The sequence below is a fragment of the Pseudomonas sp. BN607 genome, assembly GCF_029871175.1.
In the GTDB taxonomy this organism is placed as follows: Bacteria; Pseudomonadota; Gammaproteobacteria; order Pseudomonadales; family Pseudomonadaceae; genus Aquipseudomonas.
The window spans coordinates 45,065-68,149 of record NZ_SSOE01000030.1 but is presented as its reverse complement, the minus strand read 5'-3'; the positions used below and the strand labels follow the sequence as shown (position 1 = coordinate 68,149).

Below are 23,085 nucleotides of genomic sequence, written 5' to 3'. Positions count from 1 at the left end.
CGTTGATGGTGAAACTCATCGCAGGGGCAGAGTGAAGCGGATAGGAGGGCTAATGGATATCTTCAACGCTATTAATGTATTCGTTCATGTTGCAGACAAGGGCAGCCAAAGCGCTGCGGCGGATTCACTCCACTGTTCCAAGCCTCAAGTGTCGAGGGTACTGTGTGAGCTGGAGCAGCATTTACAGGTGAAGCTCATTCATCGAACAACCCGCCAGCAGGCGCTGACGGATGCTGGCGCACGCTTCCTGCAACGCTGCAGGCTCCTGCTGGAGGATCTCGAGTCTGCTCAATTGGAGGCTGTCCGTTCGCGGCAAGAAGTGGCAGGCACATTGCGTATGCATGCACCCAACGGAATAGGTAAGCATTACATCATCCCGTTGATTGCCGAATTCCGCCATCAACATCCCGATTTAAGTATTGATCTTACGCTGAATCCAACTCCGCCGGACATGCTGGCTGGTGGGTATGATGTGGTCATTCTGGACAGCTGTGAGATTCCGGACTCTGCATTCATCTGCCAAACACTAGGGCGCTCGTACAGTGTGATTTGTGGGGCACCAGAATATTTGGCGAGACGAAGCGTACCTCACACCTTGTCTGATCTTTATTCGCACACCTGCCTTGAATTGGATGACGCAGCATTTCCGCATGGGTGGGAGATCGCTGGGCTGGATGTTGCTAAGTTTGAGCTTGGTCAGCAAGCCTTCAAAACCAACTTGGCCGATGGGGTAGCTGAAGCTGCGAAAGCTGGTCTCGGTCTGGCATTGCTCCCAGGTCACGCGGCAGCAGCAGGTATACGCTCGGGAGAATTGATCCGGGTGTTACCGGACGTTCAGGCCCATCATCGAGGAATCACTGCGCTCTATCCCTCTCGACGTTTCCTTTCGGCCAACGTGCGTAAGTGGATCGAGTATCTCAAAGTACAGATCCCCGCGCGTCAGCAAAAAGATAACGAAATCTTGAGCAGGTTCACGCGATCTGATCTATCGCGTCCGGCATTGCATAAAGTACCTGTTTATAATTGGTAACGCGTAGAGTATGAACTAGAGCTTACAGATGAATGCTGCCTTTACATACCCGACAAAAAAACCAATAGGAGGGTGTATGAGTTGTCTTATTTGCGCAGGCCATGCTCAATCGATCGATTGCCCGGCAGGTTGGGAGGAGCGGAGCTGCCCGGCATGTGGGGACTACCTGATGTCGCATGCACTGATCATGATGATGATGGAAGAAGGGCAGATTTTTGATACCCGCCGCATGCGTGAGTGGCTCAAGATTCGACGTAGGGTGACGCTCAAGCCGACCGTCGATGTGCTGGAAGCCATTTTGCTCAGTTAGGAGAGGGGCGCGGAGGCCGGTTCTTTGATGACGACTGGCCCCCTCACACGTACGTCACCCAGGACGTCGACGAAAGAGTTTTTATGATTTGCTTAGATGACTCAAAATCCGCTCTTCAAAGGCCCGCAGGGTTCTGACGGCTGATTCAATTTCATCAGGATCAATGCCTGCAAACATTTCTTCGCGCAGTTCAGCTAACTGGTGTTCTACGCGAGTGGCCAATACTTTGCCTGCGGGCAGCAAATGCAGGGGCTTGATTCGTCGGTTGTTCGAAATTTCCCGCCGCTCACAAAGCCCCAGGGCTTCTGCCTGGTCCAATGTCCGCAGCATGGCTGCGGGGTTTACTCCCGCCAATTCTGCTAATGTGCTTTGTTGTGCACCGTCTCCAAGACGTGCCAGCAGAACGACTGCAGTCGCCACCGGAAAAGGTATCCCACTGTCCGCTGTTGCTGCTGCTGAAGCCTGTATCCACGCTCTCCTGACCGGTTGCAGTGCATTAGTAAGTTCAAACAGCCAATTTGATTCGCTCATCTGAAAGACGTCCTGAAATTATTGCCTTGTAAATTATATGTCTTTGTCTCCTCGAGTCAAAAGCGGACTGATCTGCGGGCTGCGATGCTCTCATTGGTTGGTAATTCCTTACAACGACGGTAATTCCGGCCACGCTACCAGCCTCCGCCGAGCGCAAGGAAAATTTGCACGCGGTCGTCTGCCAATTGGCCGCGAGCGGCCACGAGTGCGCTCTCGGTGGCTGCTAGTGTGCGCTCAGCGTCGAGTCGATCGAGGGTGGACACCGTCCCGCCAATGCCTCGGCGGTGGACAATATCCAACGACTTGCGACTCTCTTCACGTGCGACTTCAAGATCACGATACCAGTCCAGATGGCCTGCATAGGTCGCCAGCGCATCTTCCGTTTCCTGCAACGCCTTGAGCACTACGGCATCGAAGCGCGCCAGTGCAATACGCTCTTCTGCACCAGCCGCATCGATGCGTGCATGAGCGAGCTGCCGGTTAGGCAATGTCCAGGATATGACCGGCCCCAGACTGTAGTGAATGGCGGCATTGGCTAATGCATCGGTACCCATGCGGGCTGTAGTGCCAAGCCCGGCGCCCAAGCTTATAGAAGGGTATAGTTCAGCCGTTTCCACCCCGATTTTTGCCGTAGCGGCAGCTAATTCGCGTTCGGCTGCGCGCACGTCGGGGCGACGCCTGAGCAAGGTCATTCCGTCTCCAACGGGGATTGGTCGGGTCAATTGCGGAGGTGTAACGCACTCCTGCAATTGTGTAGGGAAATTTTCCGGACGACGGCCCAGCAACACCGCCAACTCATAGAGCGAAGACTTGCGTTGCGCTTCCTGCAATGGGATCTCAGCTCGCAACTGGGCGAGGAGTGCGCGCGCACGGGATAGGTCCAGTGAGGAATAGATGCCAGCCGTCGCACCGCGCTGCAGCAGCGTCAAGCTCTGTTGTTGGAGAGCAACCGATTGTTGTGCAACGGCTTTCCTCTCACCTAACGAACAGATTTTGCCATAGGCCCGCACGACACGGGCAACAACTGTTGTGCGTGCTAAGTCGCGAGCGGCGGCAGTTGCTTGCAAGCTGGCTGTGCTCATCTCAAGAGTACGGCGCAGCCGCCCCGCGACATCGACCTCGTAGGAAATGCCAAGGGAAATATCATACTGACCGTGCGCTTCACCTGCGGGGGAAAGACCTTTATTGGAGGATTGTGTCCAAGCAATTGCCGGCGCACCTTCGGGGGTGGCGACGTGCGTCTGTATGCTGCCTTGGCTCTGAACACCACGCAACGCAGCCTCGGAGACTTCGATGTTAGCGATAGCGACGCGAAGGTCCGTGTTGTGCGCTATGGCCTCTGCAACCAAATCGTCCAGCGCTGGAGCAGCATACAGTCGCCACCAATCTGACGGTAAATCTTGAGATTCATAGATGAGCTCATCCGAGGCTTCAAACTCCACCTGTGGCTTTTGCGACAAGCCCGCAGGCAACTGCGGTAGTTGGTAGTCCGGTCCTACTGCAGAGCAGGCTGAAAGTAACATACAGACAGCCGGTATGAATCGCGGTAGCCATCGACGCGGAGCTATTATCGGCATGCTCATTGCGCCATTTCCATATCTTCAAGCTCTATGGTCGCGGTGCGTCCGGCAATCAGGTGAACGCCTTCTGGCACCTCATCCAAGGTGATGCGCACTGGAATTCGCTGTGCTAAGCGGACCCAACTGAAAGTGGGATTGATGTTGGCCAGCATCGAGCCGGTCGATGTGCTGCGCTCCCGATCTTCAATGCCGGCCGAGAAACTTTCGACATGGCCCGACAGCGGGCGCGTTTCACCCATTATCTGGACTTTTGCCAAGCTTCCCGTGCGTATGCGTGCGAGCTTGGTCTCTTCGAAATAGCCCGCGATGTAATAGCTGTCTTCATCTACCAACGCCATGACGGGCTGGCCGGCCATGGCATAGGCGCCGGGCCTGAGTGAGAAATTGGTGACGATCCCGTTGACTGGGGCGCGCACCCTCGCACGGTCGAGATCAATTCGCGCACGCTCAAGGTCTGCGGCTGCCTGCTGGCGCCTTGCTGCGGCTTCTTTGGCCGCGGTCACACGCTGGTCGAGTGCTTGCGGTGGGACCACGCCTTGCAAATTACGATATCGGCGCTGCTCGCGCTGCGCTGCTTCGTTCTGCGCTTCAGCAATAGCCAAGACAGCTTCAGCAGTTTTAAGCGCATTGCTCAACCTGTCTTTATCGACCGTGAACAGCAGTTGCCCTTTTCGTACGCGCTGGTTGTCGCGTACTGAGACCTCGTCGACGCGGCCCGATACATCAGCGGCAAGCGCGACTACATCCGCGCGCACTTTTCCGTCGCGCGTCTGCGGGGCATATGTGTAGTACACGTAGATATACCAGGCAGCCGCCAAGGCCAGTGCACTCACGCTGAGCGTACCAGCGGTCTTCAGTAATCGAGACGACAAGTTGGAAAAGACACTCATATCAGGGATCAGCCATGTAGCCAGTGCGGGGTGGCAACCAGAACTACGAAGGCCAACCCCACCAGGACGAAGAAAACAGAAAGATCGAACAGCGTCCGACGCCAGATGTAGCGATAAAGATCAAGCGCGGCTAACAGGCGCGACAACAGGAGGCGACCGAGGAATGCGATCATCAAACAGAGCATCAGAGGCGAGAAGAGTACGCCTGCCACATTCAGTTCACCCGTCATACCGGCTCCTTTACAGGCTGCTGCGCTGCGCATAGTGCAAGTCGTAGCCCTATGAGCCCCCTTACCAGGCTATCGGGATACGGCCTGGCCTGGCGCCATACAAGGGCGATGGTCGTATCAATGGCATCGGTGAGCTCTGGGGTAAGTGCGAGTTCGTCACCCTTCAACGCTTCTCGTATGCGAGCGAGCAGACCCTCGCATACCCGACGGCGTTGGCCAGTCACGCCCTCCAGCGCTCGACGTGTGCTGCCGACCGCCATCCCAAGGCGCAGCCAGGCCAGCAGGCCAAGGCGTTGATATTGCAGTTGGTCATCCGCAGTGATCCGTGTTGCCAAGGCTGCTGCACGGTCCAACGCGCGGTTGGCATATTCGCCCAAGCTCCTTGCATCAGCGCGGTAGCTCAGTTTCAAGACATCGCGTCTCTCGAGCTTTATGAACCGTTCGCGCAGGTGCGCCGGTCCCATGTGGCGAATGGTTACCAAACAGAAGTAGCCCGTCAGGATACCCAATAAGCTGCCGCTGGCCGTATCAAGGAAAACCCCGAATTCCAGAGGCGTGTACTGAGCTTGAAGATTGATATTGCTCAGCGCGATGGCCATCATCAGCACGGCCATTGGATTGGTAGCGGCCCAGGCGCCGAGGGGCAGCATTACCATGGCCAGGACGAGCGCCAGGGAAGGGAAGTCTTGTGCGAAGGGCAGCAGTCCATAAGCAACCACCGCCGCCAGCGCAAGGGCTAGAGCGTTGAACTTGCCGAATTTACCAATAGCCTTGCCGGCTTCGTCCAGATGACCAAAGAACCCAATTGCCACCATGCCCATTAGCGTCGCGTTGGCGCCCTGAGTCCAGCCGGTAATACACCACAGTGCAGCAACGGCGCTATAGGCCAGCGCAGCTGCCAGAAAAACCCGCCGGGCCATATAAAAGTCCGGTTGCAGGGGAAATGGCGCAGTTCCATGTACCAGCGCTTTAAGCGCTGGGTTAAGCCGTTGGGGCTTTGCCAACCCCTCGGCAAGATGCTGGATGGTGCCCCAGATGCGCAGCACATCGCCGGCGACGTGTCGCAGATTGAGTTCTATCAACGTCGGCCATTCGTCTGCGGCGCTTGGCGTTGCTTCTGGTGAGCGCAGGTGCTCGTCAAGCTGGCTGTCCTGTGTGTTCGCCACTCGCCAGGTTGCTTCCAGCCACGCCAGCATTCTGCTCCGGCGATCTGGCTCAAGGCAGTCGAGATGCCCCCTGATTGAAGAGAGCATGGGCATCAACTGCAGCAGCCGATGCTGGATGGCCACTGCGTATTCTCGCTCCTGCCGATTCACCATCGGGTCGTAATCCAATTGGCTCACGAGCAATGACAGTGAGGTGATGTCGGTGATGCTCTTCTGTTGTTCAAGGCGGCCCTGTTCGCTATTGGGGCGGACGAGAAATTCGTCTTCAAGCCAACTACGCATATGGGGAATCCATTGACGGATCCGTTGGTGCAGTACGGGAGCTAATGAGCGTGGTGCAAGGATGCTATCGACTATCCAGCAGCAGAAGATGCCCAGGCCGATCTCCAGAACGCGCGCTACAGCGGTGTCGAACATCAACTGCGGTTGATCGATGCTGGCCAGTGCAACCAAGAGCAGTGTGACGCCGAAGAGTTGGTAGCCATAAGCCCTCGGTGTACGGTCAAGTACGGCCCAGGCAAAGGCTGCACAAGCTATCAGCCCGCTGACGGCCACCAGCATCAAAGGAATGGTGCTCAACATCCCAGCCAGTATGAGGGCACTTACGCCACCACACAGCGTGCCGGTGAAGCGATAGACGCTCTTGGAATAGACACCGCCCGTGGTCGGATTCATCACTACGCAGCAGGTCACGACGGCCCAATAACTCTGCGGCAGTGCCAGATGGACTGAGAGCCAGTAGGCCAACATGGCAGCTAAGAATAATTTAATGGAAAAGGTCCATCGGGACCGTTCGAAGAACATCGGCCTTACACTCGCGAAGCGTGCTGCACGCACACCGGTTCAACTGAGCCGGAGTTCGCTTCGGAGCCAATAGCCACAAGTGGAGTGGGCATCGGACGTCGGTCAGTACACCCTTGATCAGTTAGCATGGAATGCCTCTGCCATCACGCGTCGAAGTCATGCTGAATCGGTCGCTCATCAATGAATCGAGAAGAATTTACAAGATAACGATTTACAAGGCAACTGTTAGCATGGCATCTATTTATTCCTGCTCAGTCTGCAACGCTCGAAGGTTGGCGACGCCCTACGCTAGGTGAGGATCGACAGTGGCAAGGGGAATGCAATGAATTGATCTTGATGGATGGCCACCTTGATGGGGCTGCCCTGGACATGCGAGTACCCTGCTGTCTGATGCAACGTGGGGGAGGTTGAGAAGGGACACTGGCTGCCGCTATTTTCTGCCAGACCCGAGGCGATGCAGCGCAGGGCCGCGCTTCGGGGGCAATTGCAAGCGTGCATCAGTAGGTCGTGCGAGCAGGTCGGTCGTGAGGACCTGCTCGTCGCAGAGGGAGAAATGCTGGGCCCATCGACTACCGGTGTGCCTCACATCCAGTCAAATCAATACTCTAGAGAAAAAAGTCTTCTACCAATTTCACCCAGCACGCAGAGCCCAGGCTGATCAGTTCATCATTGAAGTCATAGTGCGGGTTGTGTACCGAGCAGCCATGAAATTCGCCTTCACCGTTGCCGAGCATGAAGTAGCACCCCGGCACTTCGGTGAGCATCCAGGCGAAATCCTCGGTGCCCATTACCTTGCGACCGCGGGTATTCACCTTCCCGTCCTTGAATAGCGGCGTTAGGCTCTTTTGCACGAAGGCTGTTTCGTTGGCATGGTTGATCAGTGCGGGCGCCAGCGGGGTAAAAGACAATTCGATCTTAACGTTGAACAGCACCTCGTGGCCTTGGACAATCTCCATGAAGCGTTGATTAATCTTGGCCTGGGTCTGTGGGGTGTCGGTGCGTACGCTGACCAGCATTGATGCTTCATCGGGGATGATGTTATACACGCTGCCGGCCTGGATCATGCCGATGCTGAGGACTGCGAATTCCTCCGGCGCCAGGTTGCGCGACTTGATAGTCTGGATGGCGTTGATCAAGCTCGCCACCACCGGCACCGGGTCGATCGAAAGCTCTGGCATGGCGCCGTGGCCGCCCTTGCCGGTGATGTTGATACTGACCCGCTCGGAAGACGCCATCACCGGCCCCGGCTCGATCACCACCGTGCCCACCGGGTAGCCCGGCATGTTGTGCAGGGCGAATACCGCATCGCAGGGGAAGCGGCTGAACAACCCGTCGTCGATCATCGCCTTGGCCCCGCACAGGCCTTCTTCGTCAGGCTGGAAAATCAGGTTCACGGTGCCGTCGAAGCTGGCAGTGGCCAGGCGGTAGGCTGCCGCCAGCAGGATCGCGGTGTGCCCGTCATGGCCGCAGGCGTGCATGCGGTTGGGGATGGTGCTGGCATGGGCGAAGCGGTTCTTCTCCTGCATGGGCAGGGCGTCCATGTCGGCGCGCAGGCCGATGCGGCGCGGGCCATCGCCTTTTTTCAGCACGCCGACCACACCATGGCCACCGATGCCGCGGTGCACGTGGTAGCCCCATTGTTCCAGCAACGAGCCAACCAGCTCGGCGGTGGCTGGCGTTTCCAGGCCCAGTTCCGGCGCTGCGTGGATCTGGTGGCGAATGGCAATGAAGCGCTCTGCGTCGAATTCAGTGGCTTGAGTAGTCATGGGTCAGTCTCGTCCAGTGTTTTCAGGGAGTAGTTTCAGGCACACCAGGCTTACCGCGCCCCCGGCCAGCAGGTAGAAGGCTGGGGCGGTGGGGGCGTTCAAGGTGGCGGTCAGCCAGGCGGCGATCAGCGGGGAGAAACCGCCGAACAGGGTCACCCCGACGCTGTAGCTCAGCGACATGCCCAGGCCGCGCTGCGACTTGGCGAAGGATTCCATGATCATCGCCAGGAACGCACCGCAGCCAACGCAGCCCGGCAATACCAGCAGGGCGACGATCAGCATGGCGCTGTACAGGTTGGTGGTGTGCGACAGCAGGTACAGCGCCGGCCAGCCGGCGAGCACCGGCAGGCTGATGGTCCATACCAGCAGCTTCTTGCGCAGCCGATGCCGGTCGGCATAACGGGCGGCGATCGGCGAGATCACCGCCAGGCACGCACTGGCCACGCAGGCGATGGCCAGGGCACTGCGTTGCGGGTAGTGCAAGGTGGTGATCAGGTAGGAGGGCATGTAGAAGATGAACAGGTACATACCGATGGTGCCGCTGGCCAGAAGCCCCGTGGACAGGACGATCGAACGCAGGTCGAAGCCCTCGCGCCAGTGCTGCCTGGACTGAGGGCTGGCCTCGAAGGTTTCCGGCACGCAGCGGCGGATGTACCAGCCCACGGGTCCGATCAGCAGCCCGACCATGAACGGCAGGCGCCAGCCCCAGCTTTCCAGGTCTTCGCTGCTCAGCACGCTGGAAAGCAGCAAGCCGACGCTGGCGCCCAGCAGCGCCGCGTAACCCTGGCTCGCAGACTGCCAGCTGACATTGCGGCAGCGTTGGGCGGTGGCGCTCGACTCCATCATCATCACCGAGGCAGTGCCAATTTCGCCGCCGGCAGAGAAGCCCTGGATCAAGCGCCCGGCCACCAGCATCAAGGTGCCGAATACGCCTATCTGCTGGTAGGTGGGGGCAAAGGCGATCAACGCCGTGCCGATGGTCATCAGCAAGATGGTCAGGCTCAGGGCCGCCTTGCGCCCCTTGCGGTCGGCCATGCGGCCGATGATGAAGGCGCCGACCGGGCGCATCAGGAAGCCTGCGCCGAACGCGGTGAGCGACATCAGCAACGAGGCGATGGGCGACTGCGCGGGGAAAAAGTGCTTGGCGATGATCACTGCGAAAAAGCTGTAGATGGTGAAGTCGTACATCTCCAGGGCGTTACCCAGTGCACAGGCCACGGTGGCCCTGCGTGAAGCGCCGGCGGAACGATCAGGGCTGGACACCGTGACTGCCAGTGGGGTGTCCGTATGCAAGGTGCTCATGACTGCCTCCCGAAACATTTGCGTGGTCGCAAGCACTATCGAGCAAGGGGGAGGGGGAATCACTTGCCTGTTGAGTAGGCAATTAACCTGCAGGCATGGCCTTTGTGCGCTGGCCTGCACATTGCGCTTCATCGCAGTGCAGGCGGGGCGCAATACAGGCTGCGATGCACCAAAGGGTCGCTTGTCGTTGGCCCTTGCAGGGCGATGGCCCGGCTCGCTGCGGCCCTTTGGCAGCATCTGGCAGGCCAAGGCATACGTTATCGAGCGCAGGGCATAACGACTGGGCATAACCTCGGCACAAGGGTAATTTCCGCTGCATTTTATTTTGCGAAACGCTGAAGCCACCTGATCGCAAGCTCTAGGAGCTTTGGCATGAGCAAGTCCCCTGTGTGCACTGCAACACTGGCAGCCCTGGTGGTCGGCGTAGGTTTGCCGGCAACCGGCCTTGCCGACGGGTTTCCGGCTATCGGCCGGGTGGCCTCGGGTTTTGGCTACTACAACGTCGACAAGGGCTTCGATGACAAGCTCAAGGTCTACGGGACGCTGGACGCATTCGTGAACTACCAGGACTCCGACCACCACTCAGGTTATCGGCTAGCCGGTGGCGGCGCCTGGACCAACAAGCTCGGACTGTACATGCGCAAGGCCGTGGATGCCGACACGGTGCTGGAACTGGACGTGGAGGAAGGCTTCAACCTCAACCGCGATACCCTCGGCGAGCACTGGAAGCAGGTTGGCACCCTGCGCCTGGCGGTGGCGGCGCTGCGCACCCGCGAGTACGGCAAGCTTGAATTCGGCAAGACCTACGGCATGGGGCCGCCCACTTTCGCCGACCCGTTTCTGGCGGTGTATGGCTCACCCTACACTTACCTCACCGCTCCGCCTGCGGGCAAAGGCGCCTACTACCTGGACCTGCGGCCAAAGCACACCCTGGCCTACACGACGCCCAAGTTTGCCGGGTTAAGCCTTGGTAGTGCGGTGAGCTTTGGTTTCGACGATGCCGCCAGCAGCGGCCGCACGGTGCGCGGCAAGGGCGTGAGCGTGCAGTACGCCGATGCCAGTTGGATATTGCTGGCGTCGTACAACGACTACCTGAGCGATCCCAGGAACGACAACGGCAACCAGCGCCAGACCCACAACTACCTCAAGGCGGCCTCGCTGTTTCACGACTTCGGGCCGCTGGCCACAAGCCTCAGCTGGCAGCGCCAGGATGTCGACTATCCCGGCACCCCCAGCATGACAGCGTGGTCGGTAGGCGTGTCGGCGCCTGTCGGCAAGGCCGATGTGGCTCGCTTGTCACTGGTCAAGCGCGAAATAGATGCCGGCGACAAGGATGCGTTCGGCGTCATGCTTGGCTATGACCATTTCCTGCGCCCCAACTGGGCTGTCTATGGCCGTTTGGCGTTCATCCGCAACCGGCCCGACGCGTCAGTCACTTATGCGGGTATTCGCGTTAATGAGCCGGGTGACGACCCTCAGAACGTGTCGATCGGCATGTATTACCACTTCTAGTCCACGCGCTCAGGCTGGGCCTGTATCGCCAATTTGTTCTTGAGGTTCAGAAACAGATCCTTGGCTGGTGAGGTCAGGGCGTACCGGTCAACACAAACCAGGTAAATGGGGTAGTCCGGAACGATCTCATCAAGGTTGACGCAAATCAGGCCCTGCATCGCTCCCATCGTGCTACTCGAAGTGGCGACCTTGCTCAATGTCATGAAGGCATCGGCGCTTTTGATCAAATTCATTGCCAAGAGTATGGCTGTACATTCGGTCACCTTCAGCGGCGCGTGGATGTCGTTGAACTCGAACATCTGGAAAAACTGCGAGGAACGGTCGTCAACTTCATCCAGGCTGATCCAGTGAGAGTGTTGCAGCTGGCGCAGCGACCGCGCATGGCGCAAGGGATTGCTGGAACTGCACACCACCGCGCCCTCTATGCGTTGGACCGCTTCCCAGTCGAGGTTCAAGCGTTGAGTGTTCTGTTGCGAGGTCAAAGCGAAGTCGAGGTTGCCGTCGCGCAGCCGTTGCAGAATCACGCTGGGTCGTTGCTCGATCACCTTGAGCCGTACCCGCGGATTCTTGATACGAAAGTCGTTAAGGCATTGCTCGAAGCCCGGCAGCATAGCCGTCAGCGAAGTCACGCCAATGGCCACCTCGCCCACGGCGACATCATGGATGTTGTCGACCTCGACCTGCAGTCGTCGCATGCTCTCGATCATCATTTGCGCATGGCGGATCACCCGGCGCCCTTCCTCGGTCAGTGACATCCCTTTATAGGAGCGCTGCAGCAAGGTCAGGCCCAATTCATGCTCCAGTTCCTTGATCGAGCGACTCAGAGCAGGTTGGGTCACGTGCAAAACCTGGGAGGCTTCGTTGATGCTACCGCATTGACTGATGGCTACCAGTGCTTTGATTTGATGCAGTTTCAAGGGGGGAGCTCTCATGGAGGATTCAGGTTTTACCCGAAGCAAGATATTGGCCAGAGTGCATCGACGGCGGCCACCAGTAAGTTTCTACTGGTCCTGAGTGAAAGTTCTAGGCGATCAAACGTCTTGCTTGAGTCCTCTCAATTCTGCTTAAGGATTTTTGGTGTCATGCAACGAAATGCCACTGCTTGCAATGCAGTTAACGATGCAGTGCGCCAGGAAGCTCTGCAGCGCGCAACTTATCGACCGCTGACGCCTACGCACTGGTCGGGAGTACCCTGGCTGCCGATAGGCGTGCTCAAGGTGGTGAGGCCGCGGGGCAATGGCAGTTGCGGTTTAGCGGCGCAAACGGTAACAGCCGCCGGCGCAACTGGTAATCCGCTGATACGTCGGATTATCTTTTCTCTCACGCTCCTCACCTTGGTAGGCTGCGATTCAAAGCAGCAACTGGAAAAGCAGGTACGCCATGCGGTTTTGAGTAACCCGAAGGTTCTTCATACCGATACCGTGGAATTGCAAAGCCTCGGCCGCTCACAGGACGGGCGCTACACCTGCGGCCGTATCCGGTATGACACTGAGGGTGGCAGAACTGCTTATAGCCCATTTTTCTTCGACCCCCGACGCAGGGAGTTGATCATCGCTCATGACAGAGCCAGTCTGCACCGCTATCTGCGCCGTTGTGCAACCATTCAGATCGCTCAGTAAGCTGACCTCAAGGTGGGAGGCGCCTGCCCATCAGGCTGCCCGAATCTTCGGTATTGATGGCGGCTGATCGTGCCAGAGCTGACCGCTCATCCAAATTTTTTGGCTGAAAGCTTACCGAAAGCTCGTTGTGGAAACCTGTTGTTACATCCTCGAAGCCTTCCGGGGATGCTGCCCACGTGCAGCCTAATCCAATTACAAGAGTGGCTTCCATGAACAAGCAAACTACCGAGGTCGGGGTTGAACAGTCGACCATGCGCAAGATGGGGATTCGCCTGATTCCCTTCTTAGTCCTGTGTTACTTCATTGCCTACATTGACCGAGTCAACATTGGCTTCGCTGCCCTGACCATGAATCAAGATCTTGGACTCACTGCCAGCGTCTTTGGGTTCGGCGCCACACTGTTTTTTGTCGCCTACGTCCTCTGCGAAATGCCCAGCAACATGGCCATGGAGCGCTTCGGGGCGCGCCGCTGGATCGCCCGGATCATGATCACCTGGGGCATCGTCGGATTTTGTTCGGCTTTTGCCGTCGGACCCATTTCCTATTCGGTATCGCGATTTTTACTCGGGGCTGCAGAGGCAGGCTTCTTCCCTGGCGTGATTCTCTACCTCTCCCAGTGCATCCCTAAAGCGTACATGGCACGTGTAGTGGCAATCTTCATGGTGGCCATTCCGCTTTCCAACTTCATTGGCTCGCCGCTGTCGGCCGTGTTGCTGAAAATGGACGGGATTGCCGACTTCGCGGGTTGGCAATGGCTGTTGATGCTGGAGGCACTGCCGGCAATTCTGTTGGGCTTGCTGGCCTTGAAGGTACTGCCCAATCGTCCCAGCGAAGCGAAATGGTTGACACCGGCCGAGCAAGCGTGGCTCAGCCAGCAACTGACGGCGGAACGTGCTGCGCGAGGCAGCGGCGCTCAAGAACCCGCGCACACGGTGAGTGGTATGCTAAAAGCGGTGTTCACCAACAAGTACATCTGGGTGTTGTCGATCATCTACATGGGCAGTTCTGCAACCAGCAACACGCTGTCGCTGTGGATGCCGCAGATTCTCAAATCGTTCCACCTGTCCAACATGCAGACCGGCCTGCTGAACATGATCCCGTTCGGTATCGCGGCAGCGTTCATGATCTTCTGGGGCATGCAGGCCGACAAAAGCGGCGAACGCATCAAAGCCACGGCCCTCCCACTGGCAATCACAGCGGTGAGCTTCGCCGCTACTTTGTTTACCGACTCCCTGAGCGTCACTTTGGTATTGCTGACCATGGTGTTGATGGGCAACTACGCCATTAAGGGACCGTTCTGGGCCCTGTGCTCTGAAACTCTGCCGCCAGCGGTGCTGGCCACGGGCATTGCGGCAATTAACACCTTTGCTCACCTGGGCACAGGGGCCATGAGCTCGGTCATCGGCGTGCTGCGCGATCAGACCGGTAGCTTCCCTATGGCATTGCTTCCACTGTGCGCCTTGACAGCAACTGGATCATTGTTGGTATTCATCATTGGGAAGAAGAATCGGCGAGTAGCGGCGACCTCTCGTTTTAGCAGTTGAGGGATTACCCTACGTCGCACAGTCAAGTGGTGGCAGGGCTGAACTTGCTTCGCTCGATATACGCCAACCTTCGATAAATCTTGAACTGCGCGTTTCGCGAGCCCATCGTCGATCCCTAGTAAGCTTTCAGCCGCATAAGCGGGGCCCTGCAAGCAATCGCTTGTGCCCTGCTTATGCAGTGCTACGCAAGGGGGCAGGTTCGAAATTTCAGAACTATTTGCTGAAGCTCACCGCCCACCCAAGTACGGCGAGAAGTGGAGGAGGGTGTCGCAGCACTCGTGGCCGCAGGACTCAGTCCTCCTGGGCTCGCCGTTGTGCTGGTGGGCTCAGACCCCGCCAGCCAGGTGTATGTCGAAAGCAAGCTCCGTCAGACCCGCGCCGTGGGGATGCGATCCCAGCGCTTCTCGCTACCGGCTGACACTCAGCAGTCACAACTGTTGGCGTTGATTCAGCGATTGAATGCTGACAAGGCGATCCAGGGCATTCTGGTGCAATTGCCATTGCCGCCGCATTTTGATGTCGCCCGCGTCATTAGCGCGATAGATCCTCTGAAGGATGTGGATGGTTTCCATCCCCTGAACGTCGGACGACTGGCGGCGGGGGTTGGCGGCGGTTTGATTCCATGTACGCCGCTAGGTGTGATGCGACTGATTCGTTCTGTCCACCAGGACCTTGCCGGCATGGGGGCCTTGGTTGTGGGGGCGTCCAATGTGGTTGGACGACCACTGGCACGTTTGCTCTTACAAGCTGACTGCACCGTCTCCATCGCTCACATCAAAACCACCGATCTTGCTCGTCGCTGCCGGGAGGCGGATATCTTGGTGGTAGCTACTGGGGTTCCAGGTCTCATCCGTGGAGACTATCTCAAACCGGGCGTGACAGTGATCGACGTGGGTATCAACCGTGTGCATTTGCCCGATGGCAGACCTAGGCTTATCGAAGATGTCGTGTTTGATGAAGCTACAGCAATCGCCGGAGCCATCACGCCAGTGCCTGGAGGGGTAGGGCCGATGACTATTGCTTACCTGTTGGCCAATACCCTGCAAGCCGCTCGTTGGGCTGCGGGCCACTGACCAGCCGTCGACTGCCCTTAATTCCTGAGAATGTCGAAATTGGGGACTGCGACAGCTGAGGAGTGGGCACTCTGCTTGAAAAATCACTGGCGGGGGATCAAGCTGCGACAAAAAAGGCCGGTTTACACCGACCTTATTCAGGAGGCAGGCAGCTCTTGGGCTGCTAGCGGTGAGACGGCATGCGTGGCTTTTATCAGACCTGGAGAGCCAGCAGCCGTCTACGGTTCGACGCTTAGCCAGAGGCTATGAGATCGCCACAGCGTTCCTTGGTCAGCAGCCGATCCAGGATGCGCCTGGATTGCACACCGCCAGCATCGATGTTGAGCTTGAGCAGGTCACGCTGCGGATAGTCGAGCAGGTTACGTTGTTGGCGTTCGAGCATTTCCAGGTCTTCGCTGAAAATTTTGCCCTGTCCCTCGCGAATGCTCTCAGTCAGGGCCTCATCGTGCGGTTTGAAGTTGCGCGCCATGCCCCAGAAATACCAGATTGACGTTTCCGTCTCAGGGGTAATGAAGTCGACCACGATGCTGGACGCCTTATGTTCAGGGGCAGCGTTATACCCACCCTTGCCGGCATGCGCTACACCGACCTCGATCAGTACATGGCTGGGCGGCGTAAAGCGGCAGATTTGCCAGCGATCGACCGGTACATCGTCCGCCAGGTTGTTGCCACGCAGCGCCATTTGCCAGAACGGCGGCGGCATGATGTTTTCCATGTGGCGCGCCGTGACGACCTCTTCACCGTGGACCGTGGTAACCGGCGGCACTTCGTCGATTTCCTTCTGGCCGATACTGGAGGCATGGACGTAGGTCTCATGCGTCAGATCCATCAGGTTATCGATCATCAACCGATAATCGCAGGCGATGTGGAACAGACCACCGCCGTATGCCCACTCATCACTGACAGCCCATTCGAGGTGATGGATCAACGCTGGGTCAGCCAGGGTCTGGTCGCCAGGCCAAACCCAGATGAAGCCATAGCGCTCCACCACTGCATAAGCTTTGTTGCAGGGAAAGCCACGAACTCGTTGCCCGGGCATCGATACGGCTTTGCCATCGCAGCCCATGACCAAGCCATGATAGCCGCAGACCAAATTGCCATTTTCGACATAGCCCAGCGACAGCGGCGCACCACGGTGGGGGCAGAAATCTTCTACTGCCGTTACCTGCTGTTCATGTCCACGATAGAAAACAATTTTTTCGCCACAGATCTGCCGTCCGAGAGGTTTGTCGGCAATTTCATCCGGCGTACACGCGACATACCACGCGTTCTTGGGGTACATGTTGAATCTCCTGCCGTGTGTTGTGGTACTTGACCGAGGGGGCGATCAAGACCGGCTCACGGTACGGTGCGGATCGATGACAAATTTCTTCGGTACCCCGGCATCAAACTCACCGTAGCCCTGAGGGGCTTCGTCCAGGGTGATCACTTGCACGCCTACCACTTCGGCAATGTTGATGCGGTCCCACATGATGGCTTGCATCAGCTGGCGGTTGTACTTCATGACTGGGGTCTGGCCAGTGTGGAAGCTGTGGGATTTCGCCCAGCCCAGGCCGAAGCGAATGCTCAGGCTACCCATCTTCGCGGCGGCATCGACGGCACCTGGATCTTCGGTCACATATAAACCTGGAATGCCGATTTTGCCAGCCACGCGCACCACCCCCATCAGCGAGTTCAACACTGTGGCCGGTGCTTCTGCCTTGACCCCGGAATGGCCGTGGCCACGGGCCTCAAAGCCGACGGCGTCGACCGCGCAGTCTACCTCAGGCTCTCCCAACAGGGCGGCAATCTGCTCGTGCAGCGGTACATCCTTCGACAGATCCGCGATCTCGAACCCTTGTGCTTTAGCATGGGCCAGACGAACCGGATTGACGTCACCAACAATTACTACAGCAGCGCCCAGCAGCCGGGCAGAGGCTGCAGCGGCCAGCCCCACCGGGCCTGCACCAGCGACATACACGGTGCTACCTGGCCCGACGCCAGCGGTTACCGCTCCGTGATAGCCGGTGGGAAGGATGTCCGAGAGGCAGGTCAGGTCGCGAATTTTCTCCATGGCACGATCACGATCCGGCAATTTCAGCAAATTGAAGTCGGCGTAGGGGACCATCACGTACTCGGCCTGCCCACCAGTCCAGTCGCCCATGTCGACATAGCCATAGGCGCCCCCAGGGCGTGCCGGGTTTACGCTCAGGCAGACACCTGTGTGCATTTCCTTACAGGAACGGCAGCGCCCGCAGGCCACGTTGAAGGGCACCGAAACCAGATCGCCGATTTTCAGGTTTTCGACGTCACTACCTTTTTCGATCACCTCGCCTGTGATCTCGTGGCCAAGCACCAGTCCTACCTGTGCTGTGGTACGTCCACGGACCATGTGCTGGTCTGACCCGCAGATGTTGGTGGTTACCACTTTCAAGATTACGGCGTGCTCGATCTTACGGCCACGCGGGTCCTGCATCTTCGGATAATCAATCGACTGAACTTCAACTTTACCGGCGCCCAGGTAAACTACACCACGATTCTCTAACATGACTTATTGCCTCTATTGTTGTTGTCGACAAATCTCGGATTTTATGGGTTAAACGCGTCTCCAAAAGCAACTTGGAGATTGAGAAATCAACGCACAAGCTGTCTATTTTGCAAGGCTGCTCTGAAGTAATAAGTGCCGACGTTAGCCAATATCAATTGACTAACGGTGGCATATGCAGGGCGACGATATCGGCATCTTCGCCCCCATAAATGGGATACCGCTGTCGCACTAACGGGTCATGGCCTGGAATCACATGGTCCGGGCTGGGTACCAGGCTCAACAGCGTTCGGTAACCGTCCAGCATCTCGCCGACGTTCAAGACGATGGGAAAGGGAGCATCCTGCTGCAGGTTGGCGTAGTAATGGCTTGCATCGGACGCTAGGACAATCCACCCCCGCGCCGTGTGGACGCGCACCACTTGCAGGCCAGCGGTATGCCCCCCTACCTTGACCAACTCAATGCCCGACGACATTTCACTGTTACCGTCATGAAATACGACACGCTGTTGATACACGCCCCTCACAATATTCACGACGTCTTCGACGTTGAAGGAATGACGCAACGGCGAATAAAGCATGTATCGCCCAGTGGCGAAATTGATCTCCGCCGACTGCACGTGAAACCGCGCATTCGGCAAAAGGTCGATATTGCCTGCGTGGTCGTAATGCATGTGCGTGATAATCACGTCCTGCAGCTGTTCGGCGCTCACGCCTAACGGTTCAAGGGCGCCAATAGGGCAGCGCAGCAACTGGCGTTGCCGTTTGTCCGCAGTCACTTGGTTGAATCCGGTATCAACCAGTACGTACTTCCCATTCCCGCGAATCAACCAGACGAAGTAGTCCATCGGCATCGGTCCGTCGTGCGGGTCGGTCGACGAGATAAAGTTTTCATGGCGCTTGCGCGCCACTGTGGCATACCGGATGGCAAATACTTCGTGGCAGGGAAGGGCGCTCATTTGCTTATGTCCTAAACATTCCAGCGCGTCACCTACATGTCGGTGACGCCAAAGGTAGTTAACGGGTGCTCCGTCAGGCTTTCGCTGCAGCAGCGTCGTAGGCAGCAATGGCGTCGCTGGCCACGCGGAATGCGGCAAGTGCTGCCGGCACGCCGCAGTAAATCGCGGCTTGCATCAGAATTGCGCGAATTTCATCCCGACTGACACCGTTGGTGAGGGCACCTTTGACATGCACACCGAGTTCGTGGTGTTGATTGAGAGCCGTCAACATCGCAAGGTTGATGATGCTGCGGGTCTTGAAGGGTAATGTTTCATCGCCCCAAACCGCTCCCCAGCAGTACTCCGTCACCAAGGCTTGCATCGGCTTGTTGAAGTCATCTGCGGCGGCCCAGGACTTTTCAACGTGAGCGCTGCCCAATACTGCTTTGCGATTGTTGAAGCCTTTTTCAAACAGTTGCTGATCAGTCATTTACATTCTTCCTGGTAGGAATTTCGATACCTGCCCATTGCTCGATCAGGCACGCAATACGGGTGAAGTCAGCGTCCGGACCAAACGCTGCGTTTGTCATGTTCAGGACCTGGCGCACTGCACTGCCGACGGGCATTGGCACGCCCATCGCTTCAGCTTCGTCGAGGCACAAACGGGTGTCCTTCAGCGACAGGGCGGTGGTAAAGCCGAAGTCGAAGGTGCGCGGCAGCACGGCGCGGGGCAGCTTGTCGACAGTCGCGCTGTTGCGGCCGCTGCCGGCGTTGAACACTTCCAGCATGACCTGCGGATCCAGGCCGGCTTTGACGCCCATCACCAAGGCTTCGCTCGAAACCGCCAGTGCAGTGACCGAAACGAGGTTGTTGACCAGCTTCATCGTTTGGCCAAGACCCGCGAGCTCACCACAGGAAATGACCTTGCCCAGCGTTTGCAGTAGAGGATGGACCAGTTGCACCGCTTGAATGGGGCCTGCGACCATCAGGGCCAAGGTACCTTTAGCCGCCCCGGCGGCGCCGCCACTGACGGGCGAATCGATGGTGATAATGTCCGCTGCAGACAAGTTTTCACTGACGTGCTTGGCCATCCGCGGGCCAGTGGTCGACAGGTCAACGAAAACTTTGATTTTCTCGCCATGAATGACCCCGTCCTGGCCGAGGGCAACCTTTTCCACCACATTTGGTGTAGGCAAGCTAGCGAACACTACTTCCGCCTTGTTGCTCACATCGAGGGCGCTGTTACATGCTGTAGCGCCGAGCGCAACCAGGCGCTCGACCGCTGCAGCATTGAGATCAAAAACATGCAGGCGTTGGCCTGCTGCCAGCAGACGGGTGGCCATGGGTTCACCCATGGTGCCCAGTCCTACAAAACCAAGAGTCGTTTGCGACACAGCAGTTGCTCCTTGAGGAACCAATTAAGACAACACCATCCTCGCCTCACGAAGCAGCACGTTGGCGAAGCTGGGATACGATCAGGGCGTGGATGCACTGTCCATCAACCGGGCGAGCAGCCCGCGACCGAGCAGCACCTCCTCGTCATTGACCACATGAGTCATCCCCGGAAACGCCCGTAGCGTTAGGTCGGCCTGCATAGTTGCGAACACCAAAGCGGTTTGCAGTGTTCTGGTCAGAGGGACCCACTCATCCTCATCGCTATTTGCCAACACCACGGGTGTACCGTGTAAGCGCTCGGAGGTGGACCAGTCGATGCCAACTGGCCCGATCAAGCCCCCTGTATAGGCGATCAGCCCACCCCAGCGAGCAGGTCGGCGGTACAGGTATTCGCAGGCTAGGCAGGCACCTTGGGAGAAACCGAGAAATGCGATGTTGCACCGCTCCACGCCCAGCTCCACCAATCGCTCGACCTCTTGGTCCAAACGTTGAATGGCCTGGCCCAAAGCCGTGGCGTTGAGCTCTTCTGGATCCATGAACTTTCCGGGATACCAGGATTTTTCATGGGCCTGCAGCGCGACATAAGCCATGTCGGGCAAGTTGATCCGCTCGGCAATCGCCATCATGTCGGAGGGCGACTGGGTACGCCCGTGCAACAGGATGGTGACGGCACTATTGGGCTTTACCGGTGCGCCGAAGGAAAGCGATGGCAAGTCGAGGTGACAGTAGCTATTCATGGCTGTCACTCAGAACTTCAACGGTTCGAGATAAGCCGAGATTTCTTCCGCTTTATCACCCAGCTGGGGAGGAATCTGGATGGTCTGCCCCATCGCTTCATAAGGTTCATCAATCAGAAAACCTTCAGGCTTGGACACCGTGGCTTCAAACAGCGCGCCCCCTGGAGTGCGCACGTAAATCGAATCAAAGTAACCGCGGTCTTTGCGGTCAGACACATCGGTGTAGCCCAGTCCTTCTAGGTGATGCTTTACATTCTTCTGAACGCTGAGATCGCTAACTTCGAAGGCACAATGATGGACGGTGCCTTCGCCGTAGGCCCAAGTCCCCTGTTCGAGTTGCGGTTCGTGCTGGAAGTCGATGATGGTGCCGCTACCGCCTTTACCGACGTGATAACGGGTGAAGGCACCATCGGTATTTTCGAGCTTGCCACTCCAGCCGTAGTGCATGAACTCGGCAGAGTTCTCCATGTCGCGAACGGAAACGGTAATTCCGTGAGTGCCTCGGATGCCGAAGCCTTCTGGGATCACCCCATTGGAGTACGGTTTACGGTCGTCGTCGGCGATACCGACCAGCTCATAATCGATGCCGCACGGGTGCGCAAAGTGCAGTACCTGTTCACCGAAGCGCTCAAGCAGCTCAGGTTTGAACCCATGGTTGGTCAGATGTGTAGCCCAGAAGCCCAGAGACGATACCGGCACCGACAATGCCAACGTCTTGACCTGGCCCGAACCGCGCTTGGCTTTGCGTCCGGATTGGCGCATTGGGAAACACGTCACCAACGTGCTTTCCTCACCCAGATCATTACCGTAGTACAGGTGATAGATTGGTTCGACGCCATCGTACAAGCCAGTCTTCTTCACGCTTTTGAGCCCAAGCACTTTGGTGTGGAAGTCATAGTCTTCCTGAGCACCGCCGACGTTGAGGGTGATGTGGTGATGGCGTTGGATATGCGGATTAAGTTCCATGACGGCCTCTTTCTTATGGTTGTTAAGGTTGCTCAGGTCATTGAATACGGGATGGCCGACTACGGGCGGCGGCCCTCTAGGGCATTGGTGAGCAAGGTGCGAATGCCTTCGGCCTCAATTGGCCGCGGATTCCAATAAGGTGACGCGCAGGCCACTTCTGTTGCCCGATCAATGTCTTCGGCTGTCATGCCCAGCTCTGCGAGGGTCGTCGGAGCACCTGATTTTTGAGCTAGATCGAACAAACCTCGTGCCGCATCGTCGGTTCCCAGTGCCCGGGCGATCAGGGCCATCGCCTCGGGAGCAGCGGCACTGTTGTAGGCGACGGCGTGGGGTAAGATCACCGCGTGTGTAGGGGCATGCGGAAGGTTGAAACTGCCACCCAGGGTGTGGCAGAGCTTGTGGTGAATGGACATCCCTACCGCTCCCAGGCACGTGCCGCACGTCCATGCGCCAAATAGCGCATCCGCGCGGGCTTCGATGTCACTTGGATCGCGGTGGATCGCGGGAAGTGCGCGACTGATCGCTGCAATGCCTTCTTGTGCCAAAAGCGAAATCAGCGGGTTTGCGTCTTTGGAGTAGAGCGCTTCGACTGCGTGCGCAATGGCGTTGAGCCCGCTGGTCACGGTTAAGTCAGCAGGCAGCGACAACGTCAAGTCAACGTCATAGATGATCACTTCCGGAAGGACTTTGAGCGTGCGTTGGGTCGTCTTCAATCCAGCCTCGGTCTGGCCGATGATGGGGGTGGCCTCCGAGCCTGCGTACGTGGTCGGGATCACGATCTGGGGGAGGTCGGTTCGCAACGCCAACGCTTTGCTCAGGCCGATGGTGGAGCCGCCGCCAATTGCAACTAGGCAGTCAGCACGGCTTTGCTCCACAACTCGCAAGGCTTCTTCGGTCACATCTACGGGGGTATGCATGGTGGCATTGTTGAACACGCCAACCGCCAGATCGCCAAGCAGCTGGCACAGGTGTTGACCCTGCTCACTCTGCGGTGCGGTGGTCAGTACCAACGCACGCATGCATCCCAGAGCTCGAACTTCATCGGCCAATTGGGCTAGCGTGCCTTGGCCAAAAATGACCCTTGAGGGCAGGGCGTTGTAGACAAATGTTTGCATGCCGCTTCTCCGCTGAGGCGTTGCCTGTTGTTGTTTTTGGAGCATCTCGCACCC

21 protein-coding genes and 1 pseudogene are annotated in these 23,085 nt (G+C 57.7%); 6 read left to right on the top strand and 16 right to left on the bottom strand.

Annotated elements, in window-relative coordinates; all coding sequences use genetic code 11:
- Nucleotides 1–52: 52 nt before the first annotated feature.
- Together E8E68_RS07950 and E8E68_RS07945 are read left to right on the top strand one after the other, a co-directional pair.
- A complete protein-coding gene (locus E8E68_RS07950; RefSeq protein WP_280340525.1) occupies nt 53–1,030 on the top strand; it encodes a LysR family transcriptional regulator in 978 nt (325 codons plus the stop codon).
- A gap of 169 nt (nt 1,031–1,199) precedes the next feature.
- Nucleotides 1,200–1,340 (top strand): hypothetical protein, encoded by a 141-nt coding sequence (locus tag E8E68_RS07945; protein ID WP_179027738.1) that lies wholly within the window; start codon nt 1,200–1,202, stop codon nt 1,338–1,340.
- Between the two features lie 81 nt (nt 1,341–1,421).
- On the opposite strand, the gene E8E68_RS07940 is transcribed toward E8E68_RS07945, so the two are convergent.
- From E8E68_RS07940 to E8E68_RS07910, 7 genes are all read right to left on the bottom strand, one after another.
- Entirely contained in the window at nt 1,422–1,871 is a 450-nt protein-coding gene (locus E8E68_RS07940; protein ID WP_179027737.1) for a MarR family winged helix-turn-helix transcriptional regulator, read from the bottom strand.
- 134 nt (nt 1,872–2,005) lie between these two features.
- The gene (locus E8E68_RS07935; protein WP_179027736.1) at nt 2,006–3,394 is read right to left on the bottom strand and encodes an efflux transporter outer membrane subunit; all 1,389 of its coding nucleotides are present in this window, start codon (nt 3,392–3,394) and stop codon (nt 2,006–2,008) included.
- Between the two features lie 56 nt (nt 3,395–3,450).
- Entirely contained in the window at nt 3,451–4,341 is an 891-nt protein-coding gene (locus E8E68_RS07930) for an HlyD family secretion protein (RefSeq protein WP_280340523.1), read from the bottom strand.
- A gap of 8 nt (nt 4,342–4,349) precedes the next feature.
- Nucleotides 4,350–4,571 carry a DUF1656 domain-containing protein gene (locus E8E68_RS07925; RefSeq protein WP_159266407.1) on the bottom strand — a complete coding sequence of 74 codons (222 nt, stop codon included), beginning with the start codon at nt 4,569–4,571 and terminating at the stop codon, nt 4,350–4,352.
- Nucleotides 4,568–6,541: an FUSC family protein gene (locus tag E8E68_RS07920; protein WP_280340521.1), complete on the bottom strand. Its 1,974-nt coding sequence runs from the start codon at nt 6,539–6,541 to the stop codon at nt 4,568–4,570. The genes E8E68_RS07925 and E8E68_RS07920 overlap by 4 nt, the downstream gene beginning before the upstream one ends.
- 605 nt (nt 6,542–7,146) lie before the next feature.
- Nucleotides 7,147–8,307, bottom strand: coding sequence for a M20 aminoacylase family protein (locus tag E8E68_RS07915; RefSeq protein ID WP_159266405.1), 1,161 nt, complete (start codon nt 8,305–8,307; stop codon nt 7,147–7,149).
- Between the two features lie 3 nt (nt 8,308–8,310).
- Nucleotides 8,311–9,609: an MFS transporter gene (locus E8E68_RS07910; RefSeq protein WP_280340518.1), complete on the bottom strand. Its 1,299-nt coding sequence runs from the start codon at nt 9,607–9,609 to the stop codon at nt 8,311–8,313.
- 372 nt (nt 9,610–9,981) lie between these two features.
- Between E8E68_RS07910 and E8E68_RS07905 the strand changes: the two genes are divergently transcribed.
- On the top strand, nt 9,982–11,121 hold the full coding sequence (locus E8E68_RS07905; protein ID WP_280340516.1) for a porin: 1,140 nt from the start codon (nt 9,982–9,984) through the stop codon (nt 11,119–11,121).
- Here the strand turns inward: E8E68_RS07905 and E8E68_RS07900 are convergent.
- Entirely contained in the window at nt 11,118–12,053 is a 936-nt protein-coding gene (locus E8E68_RS07900; protein ID WP_280340682.1) for a LysR family transcriptional regulator, read from the bottom strand. The genes E8E68_RS07905 and E8E68_RS07900 overlap by 4 nt on opposite strands.
- Here E8E68_RS07900 and E8E68_RS07895 point away from each other — a divergent pair.
- The 3 genes and pseudogenes from E8E68_RS07895 to E8E68_RS26870 all read left to right on the top strand — a co-directional run.
- Nucleotides 11,961–12,740, top strand: coding sequence for a hypothetical protein (locus E8E68_RS07895; RefSeq protein WP_280340683.1), 780 nt, complete (start codon nt 11,961–11,963; stop codon nt 12,738–12,740). The genes E8E68_RS07900 and E8E68_RS07895 overlap by 93 nt on opposite strands.
- A gap of 209 nt (nt 12,741–12,949) precedes the next feature.
- A complete protein-coding gene (locus tag E8E68_RS07890; protein ID WP_179052429.1) occupies nt 12,950–14,284 on the top strand; it encodes an MFS transporter in 1,335 nt (444 codons plus the stop codon).
- Between the two features lie 239 nt (nt 14,285–14,523).
- Nucleotides 14,524–15,357, top strand: a pseudogene (locus E8E68_RS26870) (tetrahydrofolate dehydrogenase/cyclohydrolase catalytic domain-containing protein); the annotation flags it as partial.
- Between the two features lie 232 nt (nt 15,358–15,589).
- On the opposite strand, the gene E8E68_RS07875 reads toward E8E68_RS26870, so the two are convergent.
- The 8 genes from E8E68_RS07875 to E8E68_RS07840 form a co-directional block, all read right to left on the bottom strand.
- Nucleotides 15,590–16,639, bottom strand: a complete 1,050-nt coding sequence (locus E8E68_RS07875; RefSeq protein WP_280340514.1) for an aromatic ring-hydroxylating dioxygenase subunit alpha — start codon at nt 16,637–16,639, stop codon at nt 15,590–15,592.
- Between the two features lie 45 nt (nt 16,640–16,684).
- Nucleotides 16,685–17,884, bottom strand: a complete 1,200-nt coding sequence (gene fdhA / locus E8E68_RS07870) for a formaldehyde dehydrogenase, glutathione-independent (protein WP_108078990.1) — start codon at nt 17,882–17,884, stop codon at nt 16,685–16,687.
- A 151-nt stretch (nt 17,885–18,035) separates the two neighbouring features.
- Nucleotides 18,036–18,839, bottom strand: coding sequence for an N-acyl homoserine lactonase family protein (locus E8E68_RS07865; protein WP_280340512.1), 804 nt, complete (start codon nt 18,837–18,839; stop codon nt 18,036–18,038).
- A gap of 73 nt (nt 18,840–18,912) precedes the next feature.
- Nucleotides 18,913–19,308 carry a carboxymuconolactone decarboxylase family protein gene (locus tag E8E68_RS07860; RefSeq protein ID WP_159266392.1) on the bottom strand — a complete coding sequence of 132 codons (396 nt, stop codon included), beginning with the start codon at nt 19,306–19,308 and terminating at the stop codon, nt 18,913–18,915.
- On the bottom strand, nt 19,301–20,212 hold the full coding sequence (locus tag E8E68_RS07855) for an NAD(P)-dependent oxidoreductase (RefSeq protein WP_280340510.1): 912 nt from the start codon (nt 20,210–20,212) through the stop codon (nt 19,301–19,303). The genes E8E68_RS07860 and E8E68_RS07855 overlap by 8 nt, the downstream gene beginning before the upstream one ends.
- An 81-nt stretch (nt 20,213–20,293) precedes the next feature.
- Nucleotides 20,294–20,950: a hypothetical protein gene (locus E8E68_RS07850; RefSeq protein ID WP_280340508.1), complete on the bottom strand. Its 657-nt coding sequence runs from the start codon at nt 20,948–20,950 to the stop codon at nt 20,294–20,296.
- Between the two features lie 9 nt (nt 20,951–20,959).
- Entirely contained in the window at nt 20,960–21,916 is a 957-nt protein-coding gene (locus tag E8E68_RS07845; protein ID WP_108078985.1) for a VOC family protein, read from the bottom strand.
- Nucleotides 21,917–21,975: 59 nt separating this feature from the next.
- Nucleotides 21,976–23,031 (bottom strand): maleylacetate reductase, encoded by a 1,056-nt coding sequence (locus E8E68_RS07840; protein ID WP_280340506.1) that lies wholly within the window; start codon nt 23,029–23,031, stop codon nt 21,976–21,978.
- Nucleotides 23,032–23,085 lie beyond the last annotated feature (54 nt).

Bases quoted from the DNA above. Each gene is read 5' to 3' on its own strand.
- E8E68_RS07935 (WP_179027736.1), bottom strand. From the start codon at position 3,394: ATGTTACTTTCAGCCTGCTCTGCAGTAGGACCGGACTACCAACTACCG.
- E8E68_RS07845 (WP_108078985.1), bottom strand. From the start codon at position 21,916: ATGGAACTTAATCCGCATATCCAACGCCATCACCACATCACCCTCAAC.
- E8E68_RS07865 (WP_280340512.1), bottom strand. From the start codon at position 18,839: ATGAGCGCCCTTCCCTGCCACGAAGTATTTGCCATCCGGTATGCCACA.
- E8E68_RS07875 (WP_280340514.1), bottom strand. From the start codon at position 16,639: ATGTACCCCAAGAACGCGTGGTATGTCGCGTGTACGCCGGATGAAATT.
- fdhA (WP_108078990.1), bottom strand. From the start codon at position 17,884: ATGTTAGAGAATCGTGGTGTAGTTTACCTGGGCGCCGGTAAAGTTGAA.
- E8E68_RS07920 (WP_280340521.1), bottom strand. From the start codon at position 6,541: ATGTTCTTCGAACGGTCCCGATGGACCTTTTCCATTAAATTATTCTTA.
- E8E68_RS07915 (WP_159266405.1), bottom strand. From the start codon at position 8,307: ATGACTACTCAAGCCACTGAATTCGACGCAGAGCGCTTCATTGCCATT.
- E8E68_RS07910 (WP_280340518.1), bottom strand. From the start codon at position 9,609: ATGAGCACCTTGCATACGGACACCCCACTGGCAGTCACGGTGTCCAGC.
- E8E68_RS07905 (WP_280340516.1), top strand. From the start codon at position 9,982: ATGAGCAAGTCCCCTGTGTGCACTGCAACACTGGCAGCCCTGGTGGTC.
- E8E68_RS07850 (WP_280340508.1), bottom strand. From the start codon at position 20,950: ATGAATAGCTACTGTCACCTCGACTTGCCATCGCTTTCCTTCGGCGCA.
- E8E68_RS07890 (WP_179052429.1), top strand. From the start codon at position 12,950: ATGAACAAGCAAACTACCGAGGTCGGGGTTGAACAGTCGACCATGCGC.
- E8E68_RS07840 (WP_280340506.1), bottom strand. From the start codon at position 23,031: ATGCAAACATTTGTCTACAACGCCCTGCCCTCAAGGGTCATTTTTGGC.
- E8E68_RS07930 (WP_280340523.1), bottom strand. From the start codon at position 4,341: ATGAGTGTCTTTTCCAACTTGTCGTCTCGATTACTGAAGACCGCTGGT.
- E8E68_RS07860 (WP_159266392.1), bottom strand. From the start codon at position 19,308: ATGACTGATCAGCAACTGTTTGAAAAAGGCTTCAACAATCGCAAAGCA.
- E8E68_RS07950 (WP_280340525.1), top strand. From the start codon at position 53: ATGGATATCTTCAACGCTATTAATGTATTCGTTCATGTTGCAGACAAG.
- E8E68_RS07925 (WP_159266407.1), bottom strand. From the start codon at position 4,571: ATGACGGGTGAACTGAATGTGGCAGGCGTACTCTTCTCGCCTCTGATG.
- E8E68_RS07900 (WP_280340682.1), bottom strand. From the start codon at position 12,053: ATGAGAGCTCCCCCCTTGAAACTGCATCAAATCAAAGCACTGGTAGCC.
- E8E68_RS07940 (WP_179027737.1), bottom strand. From the start codon at position 1,871: ATGAGCGAATCAAATTGGCTGTTTGAACTTACTAATGCACTGCAACCG.
- E8E68_RS07945 (WP_179027738.1), top strand. From the start codon at position 1,200: ATGTCGCATGCACTGATCATGATGATGATGGAAGAAGGGCAGATTTTT.